This window comes from Gemmatimonadota bacterium, assembly GCA_016719105.1.
Taxonomy (GTDB): Bacteria; Gemmatimonadota; Gemmatimonadetes; order Gemmatimonadales; family Gemmatimonadaceae; genus SCN-70-22.
The window spans coordinates 78,583-102,697 of the sequence record JADKAQ010000008.1 but is presented as its reverse complement, the minus strand read 5'-3'; the positions used below and the strand labels follow the sequence as shown (position 1 = coordinate 102,697).

Below are 24,115 nucleotides of genomic sequence, written 5' to 3'. Positions count from 1 at the left end.
GGTGCGACGGGAAAGCTAGCGTGGCGAAATGTGTGCCGCTTCCCGCCCATCTGGTGCCGTCCACGACTCGTTGGGGTAGGTTTTCAGGACTCTGTCGGACACGCGTGTCCGCTGTCCCACCACCACGCACGATCCGCAATGCGTTCTTTCCTGCGAGCGACCGCCCTGTTCACCCTCCTGGCTGGCACTGGCGCGTCGGCCCAGGTCTCCTCCAGTGCCACCGAGGACTCGCTGGCGCGCGCGGTGCTGAAGGAACTCATCGAGATCAACACCGCTCCCAGTGGCGGGGCGATGAGCACGGCGACGCGGGCGATGGCGGCGCGGCTGATGGCCGCCGGATTCGACGCGGGCGATGTGCAGCTGGCGGGGCCCGATGCGGCCCACCAGAACCTGGTCGTCACCCTGCGCGGGCGCGATCGCCAGGCCAAGCCGGTGCTGCTGCTGGCGCACATCGATGTCGTCGAGGCCCTGGCCAGCGACTGGTCGATGGATCCGTTCACGCTGCACGAGCTGGACGGCTACTTCTACGGGCGCGGGACGACAGACAACAAGGGCGGTGCAGCCGTCATCATCGCCAACATGCTGCGCTGGAAGCGCGAGCGCTTCGTCCCCTCGCGCGACGTGATTGCGGTGCTGACCACCGACGAGGAGACGACCGCGGAGGCGGGGATTCAATGGCTCCTGGCCAACGTGCCGCGCCTCAAGGCGGCGGAGTACGCACTCAACACGGACGCGGGGGGGATGCTCGCGGGGAAGGGGGACGAGCCGCCACGCTTCTTCGTGCAGTCGTCGGAGAAGATGTACCAGACCTTTCGTCTGGAGGTCAGCAATCGGGGCGGGCACTCCTCGCTGCCGCGCGCCGACAACGCGATCTATGCGCTCGCGCGCGCGCTCGCGAAGGTGGAGGCCTTCCACTTTCCCGTCATGTACAACGAGGTCACTCGCGTCTCGTTCGCCCGATCGGCCACCTTGGCGAAGGGACAGGTGGCGGCTGATCTCCGCGCCCTCGCCGGCGGTGCCCGCAGCGGCCCTGCCGTCGCCCGGATGTCGCGCGAACCCGGCATCAACGGCAACCTCCGCACGACCTGCGTCGCGACGATGCTCTCCGGCGGTCACGCCGAGAACGCCCTCCCGCAACGGGCGACCGCGACCGTCAACTGCCGGATCTTCCCGGGGGTGAGCGAGCGGGAGGTGCAGGCGACGCTCGAGCGGGTGGTCGGCGACACCTCGGTCCACTTCTCGACCGTCGGCGTCAGCACGCCGAGTCCGGCCTCACCCCTTCGTCCGGACGTGATGGGGGTGGTCGAGTCGGCGTCGCGCGAGATCTGGCCTCGCGCGGTCTCGATCCCGGTCATGGAGAACGGCGCGACCGACGGGCTCTTCCTGCGCAACCTGAACGTCCCGGTGTACGGGGTCTCGGGGCCGCTGTATGACGGCGACGACGACCGGGCGCACGGACGTGACGAGCGGTTGAGCGTGCGGCATTTCAACGAGACGCGGGAGTTCTGGTATCGTATGGTGAAGGGGCTGCTGGGCGACGCGACACGGATGTAGCGGGGTGGGGGTGTATCACCCGAGGGATGACGGAGGGCTGGAATGCGTGGAACTTGGCTGATGATCGGCACGGCGGCGGCGATGCTGGCGGCATGCTCGCAGGAACGCGAGCGAGGCGCGGCAGGCGATTCTGCGGCGCAAGCCGCTCAAACAGCGCCTGGAGTCTCGATGCAGGCGCTGTCGTGGCGCCTTGAGTCGCCGCCATCGTGGGACGATCGCGTGCGCATGGTCGACGATCCTGAGGGGCGTGCTCGCCTCGCCCAACAGGGCATTCGTGACGCTCGGCTCTTCGAGTATCTCCCGCACGACCGCGCCATCGTCCCGCAGATACTCCTCGGGGTCTACGTCTACGACTCGCTGGCGTGGGCCAGGCTAGAGGCCGAGGAGGGGCCCCCTCAGGGCGAGTTGATCGCTCGCGCGCCGGGGCGCGCGTACATCGTTGGCCTGCCGCAGTCCAACCCGTTCGGATACGGGAGCGTGGATTCGGTCGAGTTCGAGAAGCGCGCGGTCAACATGGAGTATCTGAAAGGCGCCTTTCACGTCATGCGGTGATGGGTCCGGGGTCGACGCGAGTGCGTCGCGGTGCTCCCCGGGCGTGAGCACGGCGACGACGCCGGCTCCGGCTTTCTATCGAACGACTGGCACGCTAGAATGTCCCTCGCCCGAGGGCGATTGGACTCCGCGGTCGTGTTGGCGACGTTTGCGCACTTTTTTCTGCGTCTCGGCGTTGACCAGTTCATGCGCGGGCAGGTGTGCCTTATCTTTTGCGCTCCCACCACGTAACCCCAAGAAGACGAGAGTTCCATGCGACGTTCTGTTCTGACGACTCCGGCGCTCCTGCTGGCGCTGGGTGCCCTGACCGCGTGCGGCGGCGGCGGCGAGAAGGCGGCGACCACTGACACCGCGGCTGCTCCGGCCGCTGCGGCTCCCGAGGCGGCGGCCGCTGCTCCGGCGGCGGCGGGTCTCGATGGCAAGGCGGAGTACCTCGTCTGCCAGACCTGTCACCAGGAGAACGGCGAAGGGCTTCCGAACCTGTATCCGCCGCTCGCCGGCTCCGAGTGGCTCACCGGCGACGCCGAGATCCCGATCGCGATCGTGCTCCATGGCATGCAGGGCGAGATCACGGTCAAGGGGCAGAAGTTCAACAACGTGATGGCTCCGTGGGCGTCGCTCTCCGACGCGCAGATCGCCGCGATCCTCACGTATGAGCGTTCGACGTGGGGCAACACGGCCGCTGCCGTGACGGCTGAGCAGGTCGCTGCGGTTCGTGCCGCGACGACCACGCGCACCACGCCCTGGACGCCGGATGAAGTCAAGGCGGCGAAGCTCAAGTAAGCTTCGCGTCTCAGCACTGCCCCGCGACGCCGATCGGCGTTGCGGGGCAGTGTCGTTTCGGGGTATGCGCGCGACGGCAGGCGGGCGCCACCGTACGAAAAAAAGTCGTGCGCGATCGTCACGACGTCACGTACTATGCAGCATGACTCCGCTCAGGGCGCCGACTCGATTCCGCAGCCTCGACGATGTGGAGACGCTGCGACTGCTGGCCCAGAACCTCGGGGAGGGGATCTACATCTCCGACCCGGCGGGGAAGATCCTCGACGCCAATGCGGCGTTCCTGCAGATCTTTGGCGTGCGATCGGTGGGTGAACTCGGGCAGTTCCATGCGGCGGACCTGTATGCCGATCCCGCACGACGGGACGCATGGCTCGCGGCGCTGGAGCGCGAGGGGACGGTGCGCGATTTCGAATGGACGTTGGTGCGTCCCGATGGCCAGCGTCGCACCGTGCTCGATACGTCGTACACCGTGGTCGACGAGGCCACCGGCGAACGCTTCTATCACGGGATCCTCGTCGACATCACGGAGCGCAAGCAGCTCGAGGACCAGCTGCGCGAGCAACTCACGCGCGACGCCCTCACCGGCTGCTACAACCGCCGTTTCCTGCTCGACCTCGCCCGACAGCTGCACGAACTCGGCGTCGGGACGTGGGGGTGCATCTTCCTCGACATCGATCACTTCAAGGTCTACAACGACGCGCACGGGCACCTCGAGGGCGACCTGGTGCTCGCGCGCATGGCGCGGTTCCTCATGCGGCAGGTGCGGGCCGAGGAGCCGGTGGTGCGCATGGGGGGCGACGAGTTCCTCGTGGTGCTGCAGGGGGAGTCGGCGCTGCGCACCGAGGAGGTCGCCCGCCGGCTGCAACATGCCGCGGCCCGCAGCGCGCCGGTCGCCTTCTCGTTAGGGTGGGCGGTGCGCGCCGGCGACGAGTCGCTGGAGGCGACGATCGACCGCGCCGACCGCGGCCTCATCAGCGTGCGGGTGCTCACGCGCTCGGGCGACTACCCACGCCTCCCCGACGAGATGGAACGGCGGCTCGGGTGACCGCCGGCGTCACGCTGTGGCCGGGGAGATCGCGCCCGCCCGCGCCTCAGCGCGGACGCACGTACGGCGACGGGAGGGCGGCCTCCCAGGGGGTGGCGCTGCGCGCACGCGCGTAGCCCATCTGCTCCAGCCGCTGCATGAAGTCGCGGTCGAACAACTTGAAGGCGGCGGGATCGTTGGCCACGGCGGCCGGAATGGCGGTGAAGTGCATCTCCATCCGCACGCCATCGGTCGCGGCGCTGACCCCATCGGCCAGCTCCGCCAGGCGCGGCAGGAGCAGCGGATGCTGCGCCCAGAAGAGGAGCAGGAGCGTGCGGCCGTTGATCGCCCGGCGGCTGGCGGGATTCATCACGGCGACCGGTGCCTGCGTCCACAGGTTCATGATCACCCAGAGCCGCACCGTCAACGGCTCCTGCACGCCTAACGAACGCACCGCCGCCGCCAGTCGCGAGACCTGGGGCCGCGTGAGGATCGGGAGGAGGTTGCCGGTGATCCCGCCGTCGAGATGCACGCGTCCGTCGATGACCTGCGACGGCAGGACGCCCGGGAGCGACGACGAGGTGACCAGGAGTTGGTGCAAGCGTGGGAGCGCCGACACCCCGGGCGACAGTTCCTGCGCGAGATCCCACGTGCGCGCGACAGCGAGGTCGAAGTCGGTCGTGCTGATGGCGAGCTGGCGCCCCTCGCGAAAGCCGGCCTGCAGCGCCCCCTGCATCGTCGAGTCCATGACCTGCGCGATGGTGCGCCGCAGCCGATCGGTCTTCACCAGGCCACCGGTGCGCCGGAGCCAGAAGAGCCAGTCGATCGTGGGGGCGATCGTCTCCGCCGATCGGCGATACAGCGCGGCCAGCGTGTCGAGCGCGGCGTCGGTCCCCAGGAAGACGAACGGCGCCTGCAACGCCCCCGTCGAGACCCCGGTCACGAGGTCGAAGGTGGGCATCGGGGCATCGGAGCGCGACTTCCACCCGCGCAGGAAGCCGGCGCCGTACGCCCCGTTCTGCCCCCCGCCGGAGAGCAACAGGATGTCGATGGTGCGATCGCCCCGGGCCACCGCGCGCCGCGCCAGGCGTTCGACGATGGAATCGGTCGTCGCTTCCTCGACCGCGCGCGCCGCGACGGCATCACGCTCGAGCGACGCAACCGTCGCTGCCGGGCGATGCACCGCCGCGCAAGCGCCAAGCAGCGGGGCGAGTGCGACCAGCAGGGCGCGCCGCGCGCCTAACGCATTTCGGGAGTGCCCAGCGGACTCGGTGCGCACCCGGTCGGTTCCATCGCGGAGACGACGTCGGAGACCAATCACCCAGCCCTCGTGCGGACGAGGGTGGAGGCGTCGATGCCGCCGTGCGAAAACGTGCTGTTCACGCGCAGGTCGTGCGAGGGCCGGCGCATGGCGAGTGTCCGGTCAACGTGCACAGCGGGAGTCCACAGGCGCTCCTGAGCGGTATCGCGCGCCGATGGCGGCGCTGGAGCCTGCTGCTCACTGGGCGACACCGCGGTGAGCGCCACGGCGACGGTGCAGCAGAGGAGGGCGGCGCGACGTATCGTCATGGATGCCGGAGAGGGGGGCGAACGCACGCTCCAACGTCGCTCCCCGCCCCGTCCCATTCAAGTCGTCGACGAGCGGTTGTGGTGCGCCGCACGCACGTCGCACCACTCTCACGCCCCTCGGAGTCACCTCGCGTGTTCGTGACGCCCGCTCTCGTGCTGTTCTCCGTGGTTGGCCTGCCGGCCCGGCCCGTCGCCCCCGCCGTTGCGACAGCGAGGCTGACCGCGCCCTCGCCCCTGATGGCGCCTGTGGTCGCACCCGTGGCCGTCGGGGCCGATCGCTTGCTCACCGAGTACGCGCACCTCATCCGGGGAAAGACGCTGGCCCTTGTGGCCAATCACAGCGCACGGCTTGCCGACGGGACCCACCTGGCTGACGCGCTGCACCGCTATCCGGGAGCCACGCTCAAGGTCCTCTTCGGGATGGAGTACGACATCCGGTCCAACGACTACTCGGCGACCCGCGACGGTGAGGTGGCGACCGATCGCGCGACCGGACTCCCCAAGTACAACCTCTACGGCGAGCATCACCGCCCCACCCCCGAATCGTTGACCGGCGTCGAGGTGATCGTCTTCGACATCCAGGAGGTGGGGGCGCGCTTCTACGAACACATCAACATCCTCGGCTTCGTCATGGAAGCGGCGGCCGAGCGGGGGATCGCGGTCGTCGTGCTCGATCGTCCCAATCCGATCACCGGTGCGAGGATGGAGGGGTTCGTCACCGATCGCGCCGCGCGCTTTCGCTTTGGATCGTACGCCCCGGTCCCGGTCGTCCACGGCCTCACGATGGGCGAGTTGGCCAGGCTGTACAACGGCGAGCGGATGTTGCGCGGCGGTGGCGCGGTGACGCTCGACGTCGTCCCGATGACCGGGTGGAGCCGCGGCATGTGGTACGACGAGACGGGGCTCGCCTGGCGCAAACCGTCGCCCAACCTGCTCACCCTCTCGTCGCTGCTGGCGTACGTGGGGACGTGCCTGTTCGAGGCGGTGAACGTGAGTGAAGGGCGTGGCACCGACCATCCGTTCGAGCAGGTGGGGGCGCCATGGCTCGACCACGAGCGAGCCGTCACGATGCTGCGTGCACTCGCGCTTCCGGGGGTGACGTTCGAGGCGGTGCACTTCACCCCGGTGCAGCAGCCGTATCACGGCCGTCCCCCCGAACTCGCCGGTGAGCCGCTGCGCGGCATCCGGCTGCACGTGACCGACCGCGACGTGTTCGAACCGTACGCCACCGGAGTCGCGCTCCTGTGGGTGGTGCACACGCTGCACGCCGATCGCCTCGTGTGGAACGACGCCGCCCTGGACCGGTTGACGGCGACGCCGCGCCTCAAGGAGATGCTGCAGGCGGGGAGGACGCCCCGTGAGATCGTCGCCGCGTGGTCGTCGGAGGTCGCGGCGTTTCGGGCGCTGAGCGCCCGCTACCTCATGTACCGCTGAGGGCGGCGAACGCGCCTTGGGACGCCGCGCCGCCTCGCGCCTTGGGCACTTTCAGTCCAACGATCTTCAGCAGCACGGCCCCTTGGCGCCGTGTGTCCACCGCCACGCTCACGTCCGTCCGACGAGTGCGTGGCGTCGTGCTCAGCGGCGCGTTTCGGCGAAGACCGGTGTCATGAGCCCCGCGGCGGACCGGCCGTGCGGATCCTGATGGGTCCGGATCTCATTCACCATCTCCAGCGCCGTTTTCGTGCACGGCGGGAGGGTGCGCGCGGAATGTCCGATCGGGGTAATACGAGAGCCCCACTTCACCAACTGCGCGCTGTAGGTGAGGCCGCCGCCGAAGGCCGGGATGAGGATGTTGCAGCCGGGCGTGATGCGTCCTTCCTCGAGCGCTTCCACGAGTGCCACCGGGACGGTGGCGGCGCTCATGTTGCCGTACTTCTGCACGGTGACCATCACCTTGCTCATGGGGACGCCGGCGTACTTCGCGACCGCTTCGATGATGCGCAGGTTGGCCTGGTGCGGGACGACGATCTGGACGTCCTCGGCGGTGAGGCCGCGTTCCTTGAGGACGCGCACCGAGGCCTCGGCCATGTTGTGCACGGCGCGCTTGAAGATCACCTGTCCGTCGAAGTCCCAGATGGTGTCGCCGAAGCTGATGTCGAGCCCGGAGTAGGTGCAGCCGAAGCCACGCACGCGCAGTGAGGCCCGGGCTTCGGCGTCGCAGCCCATCACGTTCCCCACGAGCCCTTCCTCGTTTTCCGTCGGCTGCAACACCACCGCCGCGGCCCCGTCACCGAAGAGGACGGCGACGTTGCGGTTGCTCCAGTCCATGTAGCGGCTGATGAGTTCCACGCCGATGACGATGGCGTTGCGCACCATCCCGGTGCGGATCATCGCGGTGGCGGTGGCCAGGCCGTAGCAGAACGAGGTGCAGGCGGTGTTGATGTCCATCGACGCCGCCTTGGTGGCGCCGAGGGCGACCTGCACGCCGGAGGCGCTGTTGGGGACCAGTTCGTCGTTGGAGACGCCGCCGTAGATGATCAGGTCGACGTCGGCGGCGTCGAGACCGGCGCAGGCGAGCGCCTGCGACGCGGCGACGACCGACATCTCGATCGCCGTGACGTGCGATACGCGCCGCTCGCGCATCCCCGTGCGTGAGGTGATCCACTCGTCCGACGTCTCGAGGAAGGTGGAGAGGTCGTCGTTGGAGAGGATCGCGGGGGGCATGCACTTGCCCCACCCGGTAATGGCGGCGTAGGTCATGGGATCGTTCGCGGGGGGCGAAGACGCGGGGAACCGAGGGGGGAGGGGCGGGACGCGATCGTTAGGGAGTGCGGGCGGAGCGCCGCCATGGGCGCTCGCGCGAGGCGTGAAGCTGCGTCCCGCGCGCGCGGTGCGCAACGTGTCCCCCGATCGCCCTGGGGGCCACCCGGCCCCTGCCGGCACGCGTGACTGGCCAGCGCGTGGGCGGGCTGTCACATTCCGGCACAACTTGCCGCTCCGTCGCGCGGCGGACCGGTGTGGCGTGCGCGCGCTCGTTCCACAACCGCGGCCTTTTCGCGGCACCGCGGTGGACGCGTTGCGTCCCGTCGCGTTCCCCACGCGTTTCACGCACGATCCCCTCAGTCCTCGCCTGATGCCCGACTCTTCGCTCACCGGCGCGACCGGTCCTGCCCCCGTCGCGCGGTCCCTCGGATGCCGCCGATGCCGCCGATGACGCGCCGGGGGAGCGACGGGGTGGCGGTGCTCGTGGCGCTCGTCGTGGGGTTGGCGTTAGGTGCGCTGATCGCGGCCAGTGGCAACGCGCGCCTGGCCCAGCTGGCGACGGCCATCCAGCCGATCGGGACGCTCTGGGTGAATGCGATTCGCATGACGGTGATTCCGCTCGTCGTCTCCCTCCTGATCACCGGGGTGGCGTCGGTGGCCGACCTGCGCACGGTGGGGCGCCTCGGCGGGCGCACGCTCGTCGTCTTCGCGTCGCTGCTGGCGATGGGCGCTCTCGTGCCGGCGGTGACGATGCCCTTCGTCACGGCGCTCTTCCCGTGGCCCGATGGCGGGATCCCCCTCCCGCCGGGGGCGGCGGAGGCGGCGCAGCAGGTGCGTTCGAGCGGGACGCCGGTCGGGGTGGTGGAGTGGTTCACGACGCTCATCCCCCCCAACCCGGTGGAAGCGGCCGCCAGCGGCAACATGGTGTCGCTGATCGTCTTCGTCTTCCTGCTGGCGCTGGCCACGGCGCGCAGCGCCCCCGAGTCACGAGAGCCGCTCGTGCGCTTCTTCAAGGCGTTAGGCGAGGTGATGCTCCTGTTGGTGGGGTGGATCATCACGCTCGCCCCGATCGCGGTCTTCGCGCTCGTCCTCCCGCTCGCGGTGCAGGGAGGGGGGGCGCTGGTCGGGGCGGTCGGCTACTACATCGCCAGCTTCGCGATCGGCAGTGCGATCGTCGTGGCGTTGCTGTATCCGATCGTGGCCTCGCTGGGTGGGATCGGGATCGGGCGCTTTGCGCGCGCCGTGCTGCCCACACAGATGATCGCGATCAGTTGCAGCTCGTCGATCGCCTCGCTCCCGGCGATGGTGTCGAGCGCCGATGCCATGGGGATCCCGGCGCGGGTGAGCGGCTTCGTCCTGCCGCTCGCCGTCTCGGTCTTCAAGCCGGCGGCGGGAGTGGCGTGGGTCGTCGGCGTGCTGTTCGTCTCGCGCGTGTATGGCATCGAGATCGGTGCACGTGAGTTGGGGATCGTCGCCGCCGCGGCCGTCCTGCTCTCGTTCGCGGCCCCCGGCGTTCCACGCGGTGCCTTTCTCCTCCTGACCCCGCTGCTGACGGCGATCGGTCTCCCCGCCGAAGGGGTGGGAGTGCTCATCGCGGTCGACCTCATCCCCGACATGTTCGCGACCGTGATCAACGTAACCGGCGACGTGACGGCGACAGCGCTGGTGGCGCGCCTGAGCCGCGACGACGTGGTCGCGGCGGCGCCACCGGTGCCCGCCGCGGGCGCGGCCTGACGAGCGCGGCGATGCCGGGTGCGGATGGTCCGCATCGTTAGGCAGCCGGTGTCGGCCGGCGGTGACGGCCGGCGGTGAGGGCCCGCTACGCGACCTCGCGGCCGGCGCTGGCGCTCCAGATGCGATACCACTCCTCGTGCGCGAGCGTGACCTCGAGCGCGGCGACCGCTTCGCGCAGCGCCTCGACGCGTCCCGAGCCGGTGATCGGGACGGGGCGCGCGGGGTGCCGCAGGATCCAGGCGTAGGCGACCGTCGCCGGCGAGACGCCGTGCACCGCTCCCACCGCCTCGAGGGCGAGGCGAACGCGCTGCGATGCCTCGTCGCTGGCGGTGAACAGGCGCCCGCCGGCCAGCGGCGACCAGATCATCGGGCGCACCCCCAGGTCGCGGCACTGATCCAGCGTGCCGTTGGAGAGCACGTCGAGGGCCAGCGGCGACAGCTCCACCTGGTTGGTCGACAGCGGGAACCGGTGGTGCAGGAGGGCGAACTGCGACGGCGTGTGGTTCGACACGCCAAAATGCCGCACCTTTCCCTGAGATTGCAGCTGCCGAAACGTCGCCGCCAGCTCGTCCGGGTCCATCAGGAGGTCCGGGCGGTGGATCAGGAGGAGGTCGATGCGATCGGTGCGCAGCGACCGCAACGACTGCTCCACCGAGGCGACCACGTGCGCGGGCGACGTGTCATAGCACTTGAGGCCGTGCGACGGTCGACGTTCGGAGCGCAGCTTGATTCCGCACTTGGTCACGAGCTGCATGTGCTCGCGAAGCGCGGGTGCCAGCGCCAGCGCCTCCCCGAAGAGCCCCTCGACCGAATAGTCGCCATAGATGTCGGCGTGATCGAACGAGGTGATGCCGAGGTCGAGGCTCTGCTCGATCCAGCGCAGTCGCCCAGCGCGGTCGAGCCCCCAGTCGGCCATGCGCCAGGCGCCGGCGACGATGGGCGAGAGGTCGGCGCCGCCGGGGGCAAGGGGGGCGGAGAGGACCGGGACGCCTTCCCCCCCCCCCCCCCCCCCCCCCCCCCCCCCCGGGGGGGCGAGCGCCGGACCCACTGATCCACCCCCTCCCCCCCCCCCGCCGCGCCCCGCCCCCGTGGCGATGGCCAGATCGCGGCTCGCCCTCCCCCTCCGACCCTCCCGCCGTGCGCCTCTCGACGCCCATCCGTCTCGCGCCACCCTTGCGGCGCTGGTCGCCGTGCTCACGGCGGTCGGCTGCAATCGCGAGCAGCCCGCCCCGCCCGCCGCCGCCAGCAGCAATCGCCTGGCCGGCGTCATCGCACGTGGCGACTCGCTCGCCCTCCCGGGTGAGTGGACCCCGCCGCCCGGCGACGCCCTCGAGCACTCCATCGCCGGCTTTGCCACCACGCTCTGTGCCGGCGTCTTCATCACCGGACTCGAGCCGGCCGATGCGGCGGCCAACGTGGGCTGGTTCACCGGCCCGCCGGAAGACCGCAAGGTCGTGACCGACACCGTCATCGACCGCGCCACGCAGACGGTGCGCCTCAAGCTCCCCAGCGGGGTGTGGGTTGTCGCCAAGCGTTTCGGGAGCCAGGGGTGCATCCCGCTCCCCGCGGGGAAGGACTCGGTCTTCTTCACCCCTGTCGTCGTCACCCCCCAACTCCCCGATGCAGCGACGACGCCGTGGCCCATGGGCGACCTCATCACCCCGGCCCCTTGGCCCGCCGAGGTCGACTCGGCCAAGGTGGCGCAGGCGCTCGCGGTGGGCTTCGGCCCCGACTCGGCGATGACCGAGGCGTTCATCGTCACGTACAAGGGGCGCATCATCGCCGAGCGATATGGGCCCGGGATCGGGATCCACACGCCGCTGGAAAGCTGGTCGATGGGGAAGAGCCTCACCGGGACGCAGATCGCCCGCCTCATCCAGATGGGTGCGTACACGCTCGAGCAGCCGGCGCCCATTCCGCAGTGGCAGCAGCCGGGCGATCCGCGGCAGGAGATCCGCATCATGGACATCATGCGGATGTCGAGCGGGCTGCGCATTCGCGCGCCGCAGGACCCCGGATACGACAAGTCGTTAGGCTATCCCGACCACCTCTGGTACTACACCGGCGCCGGCAATTCCTACGAGTGGGCGGCGACGCGTCCGCAGCAGTGGAAGCCCAACACCGTCGGGCGCTATCGCAACACCGATCCCGTGCTCGCGAACTACCTCATTCGCCTCGCGGTCGAGAAGCGCGGCGAGGACTATCGCACCTGGCCGCAGCGCAACCTGTTCGACAAGCTCGGCATCCGCGACGCCACGCTCTTCACCGACCCGTACGGCAACAACCTCACGCAGGGAGCCGAGTTCCTGGCGGCGCGCGACTGGGTGCGCCTGGGGAACCTGTACGTGCAGGATGGCGTGTGGAACGGCGAGCGACTCCTCCCCGAGGGCTACGTCGATCACGTGAAGACTCTGGCCCCCGCGTGGGTCGCCGACGGTCGTCCGATCTACGGCGGCGGCTTCATGTGGGTCAACGGCGACGGTGGCGATCCCATTCCCAAGGATGCCTTCTCGTTCCGCGGGGCGGGGGGGCAGAGCACGATCATCATCCCCGACCGCGACATGGTGGTGGTGCGACTGGGGAAGTACGCCGGCGCGCGCACCGGCGATGCGACGCTCAAGGATGGGCTCGCGCTGCTGATGGAGGCGGTGCCGCCCAAGGGGGCGTCGACACCGTAGCCTGGCGCGAGACAGAGGCGGATACGCGGCCAGCGTCGGGCACGATTCCCGGCGCTGGCCGCTATCGTTCATCATGCCAATCGATGGACCTCGCCCGGAGCGCACCCGCTTCGAGGCTCGGCGCGCGGGATCCACCCCGAACGCCCCTCCCACGACGTTCCGCGACCGGATGGTCGCGCTGCGCAACGTGCCGCCCTTCCTGGGGCTCGTCTGGCGCACCAGCCCATCGCTCACGGTGTGGACGTTGGTGGTGCGCCTGCTGCGCGCGCTCCTCCCCGTGATGACGCTGTACGTGGGCAAGCTCATCATCGACGAAGTCGTCCTGGTGGCCGGCGGCGGTGCGGCTGGCGGGCTGGCCGCGTGGCGCACGGATGGGCGCCTGCATCATCTCGCGTGGCTGCTGGCGGCCGAGTTCGGGCTCGCCGTCGCCAGCGACGTGCTGGGGCGGGTGACGTCGCTCATCGACGGGCTGCTTGCCGAGCGCTTCAGCATCAGCACCAGCGTGCGCCTCATGGAGCACGCGGCGACGCTCGACCTGCAGGACTTCGAGGACAGCGAGTCGCAGGACAAGCTCGAGCGCGCGCGCCGGCAGGCGAGCGGGCGGATGGCGCTCATGAGCCAGCTCTTTTCGCAGGCGCAGGACGCGATCACGATCCTCTCCCTCGCGGCCGGTCTCGCGCTGTTCACGCCGTGGCTCATCCTCTTGCTCCTGGCGGCGCTCGTCCCGGCCTTTTTGGGAGAGGCGCACTTCAGCGCCCAAGGCTACGCCCTCGCCTACACGCGCACCGCCGACCAGCGCACGCTCGACTACCTGCGCCGAACGGGGGCGAGCGCCGAGACGGCCAAGGAAGTGAAGATCTTCGGGCTGCACGCCTTCCTGATCGACCGGTATCGGCAGCTGGCGGGCGACTACTACCGCGCCACGCGTGCGCTCGCCGTCCGTCGCGCCGGGTGGGGGACGCTGCTCACCACGATCGGGACGCTCGGCTACTACGGGGCCTTTGCCTACCTGTCGTGGCGCACGGTGGCGGGCGACTTCTCCATCGGCGACCTCACGTTCGGCGCGGCCTCGTTCCGGCGGCTGCGCGGACTGCTCGAAGGGCTACTCGCAGGCTTTTCGCAGTTGGCAGGGCAGGCGCTCTATCTCGACGACCTCTTCTCCTTCTTCGAACTCACGCCGGCCATCCGGTCGCCCGAGAATCCGCGCCCGTTCCCGACCCCCATCCGCCAGGGGTTCGTCTTCGAGGACGTGGGCTTCTGCTATCCCGGGAGCGAGACGTGGGCGGTACGTCACATGGACTTCACGCTGCGCGCCGGCGAAGTGCTCGCCCTCGTCGGCGAGAACGGGGCCGGGAAGACGACGCTGGTGAAGCTGCTCACCCGCCTCTACGACCCGAACGAGGGGCGCATCCTCCTCGACGGGCACGACCTGCGCGAGTACGACCTGGACGCGGTGCGCGCCAACCTTGGCGTGATCTTCCAGGATTTCGTGCGCTACGACCTCACGGCGGCGGAGAACATCGCCGTTGGCCGCATGTCACAGCGCGACGATCGCGCACGCATCGAGGCGGCGGCGCAGCGCAGCCTGGCCGACGAGGTGGTGAGGCGACTGCCCAAGGGATACGACCAGGTGCTGGGCCGCCGCTTTCGTGGTGCCGTGGACCTGTCAGGCGGCGAGTGGCAGAAGCTCGCCCTCGCCCGCGCCTACATGCGCGATGCGCAACTGCTCGTGCTCGACGAACCGACGGCCGCGCTCGACGCCCGCGCCGAGTTCGAGGTGTTCCAGCGCTTCAAGGAGCTGATGCACGGCAAGACGGGGGTGTTGATCTCGCATCGCTTCTCGAGCGTGCGCATGGCCGATCGAATCCTCGTCCTGGTGGACGGCACGGTGGAGGCGGCGGGGACGCACGAGGAGCTGCTGGCGCAGCATGGGCGATACGCGGAGCTGTTCGAGTTGCAGGCGGCGGGGTACAGGTAGCGGTAGACGGGAAGACGAGAAGGGGGCTAGGGCTTGGGCTTCCGGGTTTCGAGACCGGGGAGGCGGCGGTTGTTCTTCGAGTGATCGATCAGTTCGGCCAAGCGGCGCTCGCGTGTGGCTTCCATCTTGGCGCTGACGATCCACCAGATGGCGGTCTTCCGGTATCCCGGCGGTTGCGACTCGAAGAAGGCAAAGGCGGCGCGCGACTTCTTGAACGTGCCGAGGTAGGGTTCGTCGAGCACGTCGCGTCGCTGTTCGTAGGCGTAGATGCCGGACTTGTTCTCGCGTCGCTTGGCGAACGCGGCGCGTCCCGCGTCCTGCATGCGCCCCTCGGCCTCGAGTTCGCCCACACGCTTGATGTTCACGGCGCTCCAGATGCTCGTCGACCGACGCGGGGTGAAGCGAATCGTGTAGCGCTCGTCGTCGACGCGCTTGCGTACCCCGTCGATCCAGCCGTAGCACAGCGCCTCGTCGACTGATTGTGGCCACGACATGCTGGGCTTGCCGGTCGCCGACTTGTGAAACCCGACGAGCAGCTCCGTCGCCGAGGCATGAAACTCGGCGAGCCATTCGCGCCAGGCGTCGGCGGAGGGGAAATAGACGGGCTTCATGGGGCGGAAGACGGGAGGACGGGAAGACGGGAAGACGAGATGGGGGGTACGGCGGAATTTCCTGCGTGAGGCGTGACCAAGCCAGTACAAAGCCACCCGTTGCTCCCCTTGCCGCTGGACCACGAGCGATCCACCATCCCTCTCGAAGCCGTCACTCGTCTTCTCGTCTTCTCGTCTTCTCGTCTTCCCCCAATGGATCGCCGTCTCTTCCTCAGCGACCTCACCCGCTACGCGGTGCTCTGCGCCGGCGCCCCCAACCTGTGGCGCCTGACGACACGGCCGGTGCTGAGCGGCAATCCGTTTGCGCTCGGCGTGGCCAGCGGTGATCCCACGCCTAACGCCTGCGTGATCTGGACGCGGTTGGCCCCCGACCCCTTCGCGCCGCACGGGGGGATGGATGGGCAGAAGGTGGTGCTCGACTGGGAGGTGGCCGATGACGAGGGGTTCAGCAAGGTCGTGAAGCGCGGGCGCTACACGTGCGCGCCCGAACTCGGCTACTCCGCGCACGTCGACGTGCAGGGGCTCGCCCCCGATCGGTGGTACTTCTACCGCTTCACGCTTCCGGCGGGGAGCAGCACGGTCGGGCGCTTGCGCACCACCCCTCCCGACGGCGCGCAGCAACCGCTCGACTTCGCTTTCGTCTCGTGCCAGCACTACGAGCAGGGGCTCTTCACCGCCTTCGACCACCTGGCCGCCGAACGACTCGACCTCGTGACGCACCTCGGGGACTACATCTACGAGACGGCGACGCGCGAGGACGTCGTGCGCCCGCATCACGGCTTCGAGATCATCACGGTCGAGGACTATCGCGATCGCTATGCGCAATACAAGCTCGACCCCGCGCTACAGAAGGCGCACGCGATGTGCCCGTGGATCGTGACGTGGGACGACCACGAAGTCGACAACAACTACGCGGGGTCCGTCGGCGAGAACGTCTTCGAGTCGGACGAGCAGATGCGCCAGCGCCGCGCGGCCGGTTACCAGGCGTGGTGGGAGCACCAGCCGGTGCGCGTGCCGCGAGCCCGTTCGTGGGCCGACCTCAACATCACGCGCACCGCCAACTGGGGGGCGCTGGCGCGCTTCTGGGTGATGGACACGCGGCAGTATCGCAGCGACCAGGCGTGCGGCGATGGCCAGCGTGTGATCCCCTGCGGCGATTGGAACGATCCGTCGAGGACGATGATGGGCGACGCCCAGGAGCGGTGGCTGCTCAACGGCCTCAGCGAGTCGCGCGCGACCTGGCAGGTGCTGGCGCAGCAGGTGATGATGGCGCCGCTCGACAATCGCCCCGGCGCCGACATCCAGGTGTCGATGGACCAGTGGGCGGGCTATCCCGTCGCGCGTGATCGGCTGCTGGGCGCGATCGGTGAGCGGGCCAAGGGGCGCACGGTCGTGCTCACCGGTGACATCCATGCCAGCTACGTCAACGAGCTGCAGTCGTCGTTCGATCGTTTGGGGCGACCGACGGTGGCAGCCGAGTTTGTGGGGACGAGCATGTCGTCGGGTGGCGATGGAATGGACGTCTACCCGGGGTGGAACGCGACGCGTTCCGACAACCCGTACATGAAGTGGCACAACGCCAAGCGTGGCTATGTGCGATGCCGTGTCACGCCTGACGAGTGGCGTGCAGACTATCGCGTCGTGCCGTTCGTGACGCGTCCGGGGGCTCCGGTGGAGACGGCGTCGAGCTGGCGGGTGCCACACGGCCGTCCGGTGATCGAGCGGGTGTAGCGGTCGGCGGCGTTGGAGGGCGGGCGCGCTCGGTGCGTTGCGCGCCCCCGACGGTGTGACGGCGCCTACCGCCGGGCATCGCCGCACGGAGTAGATTGCCGAAGGCCGCCGCGGCACCCTGCCGCCTGCACGGCCGATCAGTCACGCGCAGGAGTTTGTCGTGTCGTTGGCAGAATGGCGGGCAGTCGCAGGCGCTTCGGCGCGGTGGTTCGGCTTTCGCGCACCGAAGCGCGCCGTCGCCCTCCTGGTCGTGGCACTTCTCGTCGTGGCCTGCGGCGAAGATCCCGTCGCCCCCCCCGATGTCGTCCCCCCGCCGACGCCGACCTTCCCGGTGGCCGAGGCCCTCCCGACGCTTACGCTCAGCACGACCTTCGGCGCGGCGATCACGTCCAAGGAGGAGTACATCACCGGGAGCTACCGGATCACCGGGACCGACGGCGCCATCATGCAGGAAGGGGCGCTCGAGATTCGCGGGCGTGGCAACACCACGTGGGGGATGCCCAAGAAGCCGTATCGCATCAAGCTCGGCACGAGCACGGCGCTCATGGGGATGCCGGCCAACCGGCACTGGGTCCTGCTCGCCAACTACTCCGACAAGACGCTCATCCGCAACGACGTCACCTTCGAACTCAGTCGCAAGCTGGGGATGGAATGGACGCCGCGTTCGCAGTTCGTCGAGATGAGCCTCAATGGCGCGTATCAGGGCGTATACCAACTGGTGGAGCACGTCCGTATCGCGCCGGACCGCGTGAACATCCCCGAACTCAAGGCCAGCGATACCTCGGCGACCAACGTCACCGGGGGCTACCTGATGGAGGTCGACGAGCGGCGCGGGGAGGACTTCTGCTTCAACTCCACGCGCACTCGCATGATCTTCTGCCTCTCCAACCCGGAGACGCTCAACGAACCGGCGTGGGCCAAGCACCGCGCGTACATCACCAACTACATCAAGCAGGTCGACGACGCGATCTACAGCCCGCAGTTCGCCGATCCGCAGGCAGGCTACGCCGCCTACATCGACGTCGAATCGGCGATTCGCTACTACATCGTCAACGAGCTGTTCAAGAATGTCGACGGCAACCTGCGGTTGAGCACCTACCTCTACAAGAAGCGTGGCGGGAAGCTCTTCTTCGGCCCGGTGTGGGACTTTGACCTGGCGATGGGGAATGTGAATTACGACGGCGCCGACCTGGTGCAGGGGTGGCACACGCGCACGGCGCAGTGGTTCACGCGCCTCTTCCAGGACCCGGCCTTTGCGGCGCAGGTCAAGGCGCGCTGGGCGCAGATGAAGAGCGACAAGACGGTCGACGCGCTCTTCAACTACATCAGCGCGCGCCAGGCATTTCTGAGCAAGGTGCAGGCACGCAACTTCGAGAAGTGGCCCATCCTCAGCACCTGGGTGTGGCCCAACCGCGTGGTCACCGGGAGCTACGACGGCGAGATCAACGCGATGTCGTTCTGGCTCTTCCAGCGCCACGGCTGGATGGACACGCAGATCTCGCAATAGCACCCGCCCCCGTCTTCACGTTCACGGCGTTCGCTGGTACGTCACCCGCCCGCGCGATACCGTCAGCTGCACCGCACCGGAGAGCAGCTCTGCGGGTGCGGCCACGCGGAACGGATCCACGGTGATGACCGTGAAGTCGGCGCGCTTCCCCACCGCGATCGTCCCCGCCTGCTCTTCGTCGAAACCCGCGTACGCGGCCCACGTGCTGTAGCCGCGCACCGCCTCTTCCGGCGTCATGCGCTGCTCCGGGTACCATCCCCCCGTCGGCGCGCCCGTGGTGTCCTGCCGGCTGATCGCCGAGTGCAGTCCGTAGAAGGGGCTCCAACCCGAGCCGGGGAGGTCGGAGGAAAAGACGAGGTGCGCGCGCTGGCGGCGCAACGTGCGCCAGGCGTAGGCCCCCTCGATGCGGTCCGGTCCGAGGCGCTGCTCGGCCCATCCCTTGTCCTCCACCGCGTGCGGCGGCTGCATCGACGCGATGACGCCACTCGTGGAGAAACGCGGAATGTCCTCGATGTTCAGGACCTGCGCATGCTCCACGCGATGGCGCAGCCCACGCGACCTGGGAGCGGCGGCGTAGACCGAGTCGATGAAGTCGAGCGTGGCGCGGTTGCCGGCGTCGCCGATGGCGTGGATCCCCACCTGAAAGCCGGCGGACATCGCATCGCCCACCACCGTGCGATCAAAGCCGTACGCGCCGCCGCTCACCCCGCGGTGCCCAGGCTTGTCGGAGTAGTCGGCGAGGAGCTGCGCCCCGCGCGATCCCAACGCGCCATCGAAGTACGCCTTCACGGCGCGCACGACCAGCATCCCGTTAGGCGACGCGAAGGTCCCCCGCGTGATCCACGCCCGCACCAGCGCCGAGTCGCGCCCGCTGAGCATCGCGTACACGCGCAGCGGAAGCGAATCGGAGGCCGCCAGTCGCTCGAACGACGCCATCACGTCGGGGGCGACACCGGCCTCGTGCACCCCGGTGTAGCCGGCGTCGGCCATCACGTGCAGCGCCCGCATCACCTGTGCGTCGCGCTGTGACGGCGACGGGACGGGGACGGCGTCGTCGAGCAGCGGGACGGCGCGGTTGAGGAACAACCCGGTCGGCTCACCCGAGGCATCCTTGCGAATCTCGCCGCCGGTTGGTGCCTCGCTTGCGCGCGTGATTCCCGCCTTCTCCAGCGCCAGCGCGTTCCCCCACGCCGCAAAGCCGTGCAGCCCGCGCATCACGACCGGATGGTCGGGGACGCGCGCCGTCAGCAGCGTCTTGTCAGGGTAGCGATTCGCCCACGCCCCCTCGTCCCACCCGACGCCGATGATCCACTCGCCCTTGGGAGTGGTCGCGGCGCGCTCGACGATGCGTGCCACCGCCTCTTCCTCGGTCGCGAGTCCGGTGAGGTTCACGCGGTCGAGCGATTGCCCCAGCTCGGCCACATGCGTGTGGGCGTCGACCAGCCCTGGAAGGAGGACGCCACCCGCGAGGTCGATCACTCGAGTGCTGTCGCCGCGCAGCGCCAGCGCCCCGGAATCGCTCCCGACGTAGACGATGCGACCGCCACGTACCGCGACCGCCGTCGCGTCGTGCCGCCATCCGCCTGACGAGTCCCACGGTGCGTTGGCCGCCGGGACGCCATCGGGGGAGGGCTCGTTCCACGACAGCGTATAGGCGCGAGCGTTCGTCAGGATGAGCGCCGCGGGTTCGCCGGCGGACGGTCTGCAGCTGGCGGCGCCCAGCGCGAGCGCGGCGATGACGAACGACGTAAGCGGCGAGGCGGCGGAACGGTTCACGAGGCGGTTGGCTCGGGGTGGCGTGATGTCGCGATCCATCTGCACGAAACGAAGCGGCGTCCCGTCGGGGAGGGGGTCGGTCACTTCGCGCACCGGACGAAAGCCCAGCGCGGCGTAGAACGGGACGCCCGGGAGCGTCGCCATGAGTTCGACCTTGGTGAACCCCGCCGCCCGCGCCGCCGAGAGACACGCATCGAGGAGGAAGCGCCCCACTCCGCGACGCGCGAAGTCGGGCGAGACGAAGAAGGCGCGGACCTTGGCAGCATCGACACCGGGTTGCAGCTGGTCGCTGGGTGCACCGGCCGCCGAGCCAACCTCCACCGGGCGCTGGTCGCCGCCGTACAGGGTGCGGCGCCGGCTCCAGCCACCGCACCCCGCCAACACCTCGCCGTCATGCACCACGAAGTACGTCCCGTCGCCCACGAGGGTCGTGTCCACCCCGAAGACATACCGGACGGCGGCGTCGATCTCCGCCGGCGTGTAGAAGCCGATACTCAGCTGGCGCGCCGAACGCTCGATGAGCGCGTTGAGCGCCGGGATGTCGGCGACGGTCGCGGGACGAAGGGAGAGCGCCATGTGCGTGAGGTGGGGTCTCCCAACTTGCACTCCCGGCGTGCACCTGCGCCAATTCAGGGGGCGCCGAAATGACCGCTCGCGCTCGCTCGCCCGTTTGACCACCAGCACTCCACCAGATCTCCACGCGCTCCCCCCACGTGCCGACCTACCGCGGACGCCTCGCCCCCACCCCCACCGGTGAGATGCACCTCGGCCATGCGCGCACCTTTCACGCGGCGTGGCGGCGGTCGGTCGAGGCGGAGGGGGCACTCGTCCTGCGCATCGAGGACCTCGACCCGCTTCGCTGTCGCCCCGAATACACGCAACAGATGCTCGACGACTTTGCGTGGATGGGGATCGAGTGGACGGAAGGGCCACTCTACCAGTCACAGCGAACCGCCGTCTACGTCGATGCCTGGCGCCAGCTGCGGAATGCCGGCGTGATCTACCCGAGTCACGTCAGTCGCAAGGAGCTGCGCGATGCCGCTCTCGCACCGCACGAAGACGAAGAAGGGGCCGAGCCGATCTTCCCGCCCGAGTGGCGTGCACCTGCCGGCGCCGAGCGCGAGCATGCCGAACCGTTTGGCGTGACGTGGCGCTTTCGAGTCCCGGACGGCGACGTGGTGCGCTTCACCGACGCCCGGCGCGGCGACCAGGCCTTCGAGGCCGGGCGCGACTTCGGCGACTTCGTCCTCTGGCGCCGCGACGGCATCCCGGCGTACGAACTCGCCGTCGTGGCCGACGACATCGCGATGGGGATCACCGAGGTGGTGCGCGGGGAGGACCTCCTGCTCTCCACCGCGCGCCAGCTCCTGGTCTACCGCGCGTTAGGCGCCACGCCCCCCGCCTGGTGCCACGAGCCGCTGGTGCGCGATGCCGAGGGGCGACGCCTGGCCAAGCGCTACCAGGCGCTGTCGCTGCGCGTGATGCGCGAGCGCGGGTGGTCGTGGGACGAGGTGCGCGACGCCGCGCCGGAATCGCTGGTCGATGCGCGCCCCGGCCCGCGATGACCGACTCGCCGCAGGGCCTCGTGCTGGTGGCCGTCGCCGTCCTCCTGGTCCTGGTCGCCCTCCTGCCGCGCGCCGAGGTTCGGCATCCCGTGGTGTCACTGGTGCGAGTGCTCGTCCCGTCGTGGCGCTTCTTCGATGACCTGCAGGTGACGCCCACGCTCCTGGTGCGCGTTGCACCGGATGGCGCGTCGTTCGGCGCATGGCGACCGATTCTCGCTCCGCCGCCGCGATCGGTCGTGCACCTGGTCTGGAACCCGGCCGGCAACCTGCTGCTCGCCCAGCAATCGCTCCTCGAGCGGTTGCTCATGGATGTGGGCGATTGGGACGACACCGACCCGCGAGGCCCGGAGTCGCTGGTCTCCTACCAGCTGGTGCTCAACCTCGTGCGGGCCAACCTTGCGGCTGACGGCAACGTCCCGCGTGGCGCGACCTGCCAGTTCAAGCTCGTGGAGACGTCGCACGCGGCCGGCGCTGCGTCGGACCGCACCCCAGGGAGCGCGCCGGGTGACCTCGTCATCTCCCGCGAGCACGAGGTATGACACCCCCCGACGCGGGGACCACACTGCGCCTGGTCGAAATGGTCGCCGCCGCCGCGGTGATCCAGGGGACGCTGGAACTGCTCGTGACCCGCCGCGCCCTGGCCGATGACGGGACCTGGCGGTGGGCGACGCTCGCGCCGGAACTCCGATGGCTCGCCCCGCTCCTCGCCTATCGCCCCTTCCTCGCCCTCCTCGTCGCTCGGCTCGCCCTCGCCGCGTTGCTGCTGGCGGGGGTGCGGCCGGGGGTGGCGCCGGCGCTCTGGATCACGTCGCTCCTCGTGAACATCCGCTTTCGCGGCAGCAGCAACGGCGGCAGCGACATGATGCAGATGGTCGTCCTCACCGCGCTGGTCGTCGCGCACGCGGCCGGGCCGCTCGGCGACTGGCTCGGCATCCCCTCGGGCGTGCTGGTGAGCGCGGCCCTGCTCTACGTGGCGGCGCAGGCGATGATGTCGTACTTCATCGCCGGCGTGGTCAAGATCATCAACGCGCCGTGGCGGTCGGGCGCGGCGCTGGCCTCGTTCGTTGCGACCCCGCACTTCGGGACACCGGCGGCGCTGCGACGGCTGCTGTCGGGGCGCACGGCGCTGCTCGCGGCGTCGTGGAGCGTGATGCTCTTCGAATGCCTCTTCCCGGTCGCCTTTCTCGACCCCAGACTCGCCCTCGTGATGGTCTCCATCGCCGGCCTGTTCCACCTCGGCAATGTCGCGGCCTTCGGCCTCAATCGGTTCCTCCTGGCGTGGGCCGCCACCTGGCCCGCCGTGGTGTACGCTTCGTCCCTGATGCCTTGATGCGATCGTCTCAGCTGACGACCATCGAGATCAACTCGCCCATCACCTGGGGGCTCTCGTGATGACTGCTGCTGCACGTCGCACCCTCCTGCTCGCCCTGACGTTCGCCGTTCCGGTGGGCGCTCAGCAGCTCCCCGACAGCGCCTTCCGCCCGCCCGTGCCTCGCCCGGCCTACGCGGCCGGCCAGGGGCCGGTGATCTGTCTCGACGAGGCGCACCACAACTTCCACACGCTCGACAATCGGTTCTTCGCCTTTGGCGAACTGGCCCGACGCGACGGCTTTCGGGTCGTGCCTTCCCGCTCCCCGTTCACCAGCACGGCGCTCGGCAGCTGCAATGTGTTGGTGATCTCCAACGCCCAGTGGAGCGACGCCGAGTGGAACACGTATCCCACGCCTACTCCGTCCGCCTTCGCGAAGGGGGAGATCGCCGCGGTACGGAACTGGGTCGGCACCGGAGGTGCGCTCCTGCTGATCGCCGACCACATGCCGCTGGCCGGCGCGGCCTCCGCGCTTGCCGCGGCGTTCGACGTCGCCTTCGCCGATGGCTTCGCGGTCAAGGGATTCACCAGCAAGGCGGGGCGCGACTCGGCGTTCGCCACCCCTACACTCTTCCGGCCTTCCGATGGGACGCTCGCCATGCACCCCATCGTCGCCGGGCGCGACTCCACCGAGCGCGTCACGCAGGTGCGCTCGTTCACGGGGCAGGCCTTTCAGGGGCGCGCCCGTGACCTGCAGCCGGTCATGATCCTCCCGCCAGACTTCGTCTCGCTCGAGCCTCGTTATGCGTGGCAGTTCACGGAGACGACGCCGGCGCGCCCCGTGGGGGGGTGGCTGCAGGGGGCCACGCGCAAGGTGGAGCGCGGGCGGGTCGCCTTCTTCGGCGAGGCGGCGATGTTCAGCGCCCAGCGCGCAGGCCCCAAGCGAAACCCGATGGGGATGAATGCCCCCATGGCCGAGCAGAATCCGCAGTTCGTGCTCAACGTCCTGCACTGGCTCACCGGCGTCCTCGACCGGTGAGC

General features: G+C 69.5%; 20 protein-coding genes. 14 read left to right on the top strand and 6 right to left on the bottom strand.

Features of this window, described 5'->3' with window-relative positions; genetic code table 11:
* Positions 1-138 precede the first annotated feature (138 nt).
* From IPN47_11000 to IPN47_10985, 4 genes are all read left to right on the top strand, one after another.
* A complete protein-coding gene (locus IPN47_11000) occupies positions 139-1,554 on the top strand; it encodes a M20/M25/M40 family metallo-hydrolase (GenBank protein ID MBK9408552.1) in 1,416 nt (471 codons plus the stop codon).
* Between the two features lie 42 nt (positions 1,555-1,596).
* Entirely contained in the window at positions 1,597-2,106 is a 510-nt protein-coding gene (locus IPN47_10995; GenBank protein ID MBK9408551.1) for a hypothetical protein, read from the top strand.
* Between the two features lie 252 nt (positions 2,107-2,358).
* Complete coding sequence (locus IPN47_10990) at positions 2,359-2,889, top strand: cytochrome c (protein ID MBK9408550.1); 531 nt, start codon at positions 2,359-2,361, stop codon at positions 2,887-2,889.
* Between the two features lie 142 nt (positions 2,890-3,031).
* Entirely contained in the window at positions 3,032-3,934 is a 903-nt protein-coding gene (locus IPN47_10985) for a sensor domain-containing diguanylate cyclase (GenBank protein MBK9408549.1), read from the top strand.
* Between the two features lie 46 nt (positions 3,935-3,980).
* Here IPN47_10985 and IPN47_10980 read toward each other — a convergent pair whose 3' ends face one another.
* On the bottom strand, positions 3,981-5,234 hold the full coding sequence (locus IPN47_10980; protein MBK9408548.1) for a patatin-like phospholipase family protein: 1,254 nt from the start codon (positions 5,232-5,234) through the stop codon (positions 3,981-3,983).
* Positions 5,231-5,482, bottom strand: a complete 252-nt coding sequence (locus IPN47_10975; protein MBK9408547.1) for a hypothetical protein — start codon at positions 5,480-5,482, stop codon at positions 5,231-5,233. Before IPN47_10975 ends, IPN47_10980 begins: the two co-directional genes overlap by 4 nt.
* Positions 5,483-5,740: 258 nt before the next feature.
* Here IPN47_10975 and IPN47_10970 point away from each other — a divergent pair, with 258 nt between their 5' ends.
* A complete protein-coding gene (locus IPN47_10970) occupies positions 5,741-6,916 on the top strand; it encodes a DUF1343 domain-containing protein (protein ID MBK9408546.1) in 1,176 nt (391 codons plus the stop codon).
* A gap of 141 nt (positions 6,917-7,057) precedes the next feature.
* Here IPN47_10970 and IPN47_10965 read toward each other — a convergent pair whose 3' ends face one another.
* Positions 7,058-8,182: a ketoacyl-ACP synthase III gene (locus tag IPN47_10965; protein MBK9408545.1), complete on the bottom strand. Its 1,125-nt coding sequence runs from the start codon at positions 8,180-8,182 to the stop codon at positions 7,058-7,060.
* 441 nt (positions 8,183-8,623) lie between these two features.
* Between IPN47_10965 and IPN47_10960 the strand changes: the two genes are divergently transcribed.
* Positions 8,624-9,919 (top strand): dicarboxylate/amino acid:cation symporter, encoded by a 1,296-nt coding sequence (locus IPN47_10960; protein ID MBK9408544.1) that lies wholly within the window; start codon positions 8,624-8,626, stop codon positions 9,917-9,919.
* Positions 9,920-10,004: 85 nt separating this feature from the next.
* Here the strand turns inward: IPN47_10960 and IPN47_10955 are convergent, their stop codons facing one another.
* Positions 10,005-11,189 carry an aldo/keto reductase gene (locus IPN47_10955; GenBank protein MBK9408543.1) on the bottom strand — a complete coding sequence of 395 codons (1,185 nt, stop codon included), beginning with the start codon at positions 11,187-11,189 and terminating at the stop codon, positions 10,005-10,007.
* Here IPN47_10955 and IPN47_10950 point away from each other — a divergent pair.
* The gene (locus IPN47_10950; GenBank protein ID MBK9408542.1) at positions 11,110-12,597 is read left to right on the top strand and encodes a serine hydrolase; all 1,488 of its coding nucleotides are present in this window, start codon (positions 11,110-11,112) and stop codon (positions 12,595-12,597) included. The genes IPN47_10955 and IPN47_10950 overlap by 80 nt on opposite strands.
* A 73-nt stretch (positions 12,598-12,670) precedes the next feature.
* Positions 12,671-14,575: an ABC transporter ATP-binding protein gene (locus tag IPN47_10945; GenBank protein ID MBK9408541.1), complete on the top strand. Its 1,905-nt coding sequence runs from the start codon at positions 12,671-12,673 to the stop codon at positions 14,573-14,575.
* A gap of 26 nt (positions 14,576-14,601) precedes the next feature.
* Here the strand turns inward: IPN47_10945 and IPN47_10940 are convergent, their stop codons facing one another.
* Positions 14,602-15,186, bottom strand: a complete 585-nt coding sequence (locus tag IPN47_10940; GenBank protein MBK9408540.1) for a YdeI/OmpD-associated family protein — start codon at positions 15,184-15,186, stop codon at positions 14,602-14,604.
* A 192-nt stretch (positions 15,187-15,378) separates the two neighbouring features.
* On the opposite strand from IPN47_10940, the gene IPN47_10935 reads away from it, so the two are divergent.
* Together IPN47_10935 and IPN47_10930 are read left to right on the top strand one after the other, a co-directional pair.
* The gene (locus tag IPN47_10935; GenBank protein ID MBK9408539.1) at positions 15,379-16,917 is read left to right on the top strand and encodes an alkaline phosphatase D family protein; all 1,539 of its coding nucleotides are present in this window, start codon (positions 15,379-15,381) and stop codon (positions 16,915-16,917) included.
* A 160-nt stretch (positions 16,918-17,077) separates the two neighbouring features.
* Positions 17,078-18,424, top strand: coding sequence for a CotH kinase family protein (locus IPN47_10930; GenBank protein MBK9408538.1), 1,347 nt, complete (start codon positions 17,078-17,080; stop codon positions 18,422-18,424).
* A 21-nt stretch (positions 18,425-18,445) separates the two neighbouring features.
* Here the strand turns inward: IPN47_10930 and IPN47_10925 are convergent, their stop codons facing one another.
* Entirely contained in the window at positions 18,446-20,776 is a 2,331-nt protein-coding gene (locus tag IPN47_10925) for a GNAT family N-acetyltransferase (GenBank protein MBK9408537.1), read from the bottom strand.
* A 137-nt stretch (positions 20,777-20,913) separates the two neighbouring features.
* Here IPN47_10925 and gluQRS point away from each other — a divergent pair, with 137 nt between their 5' ends.
* The 4 genes from gluQRS to IPN47_10905 all read left to right on the top strand — a co-directional run bounded on the left by gluQRS (position 20,914) and on the right by IPN47_10905 (position 24,113).
* Complete coding sequence (gluQRS, locus tag IPN47_10920) at positions 20,914-21,765, top strand: tRNA glutamyl-Q(34) synthetase GluQRS (protein ID MBK9408536.1); 852 nt, start codon at positions 20,914-20,916, stop codon at positions 21,763-21,765.
* On the top strand, positions 21,762-22,304 hold the full coding sequence (locus IPN47_10915) for a hypothetical protein (GenBank protein ID MBK9408535.1): 543 nt from the start codon (positions 21,762-21,764) through the stop codon (positions 22,302-22,304). The genes gluQRS and IPN47_10915 overlap by 4 nt, the downstream gene beginning before the upstream one ends.
* Positions 22,301-23,095, top strand: coding sequence for an HTTM domain-containing protein (locus IPN47_10910; GenBank protein MBK9408534.1), 795 nt, complete (start codon positions 22,301-22,303; stop codon positions 23,093-23,095). Before IPN47_10915 ends, IPN47_10910 begins: the two co-directional genes overlap by 4 nt.
* 61 nt (positions 23,096-23,156) lie before the next feature.
* A complete protein-coding gene (locus tag IPN47_10905; GenBank protein ID MBK9408533.1) occupies positions 23,157-24,113 on the top strand; it encodes a hypothetical protein in 957 nt (318 codons plus the stop codon).
* Positions 24,114-24,115 lie beyond the last annotated feature (2 nt).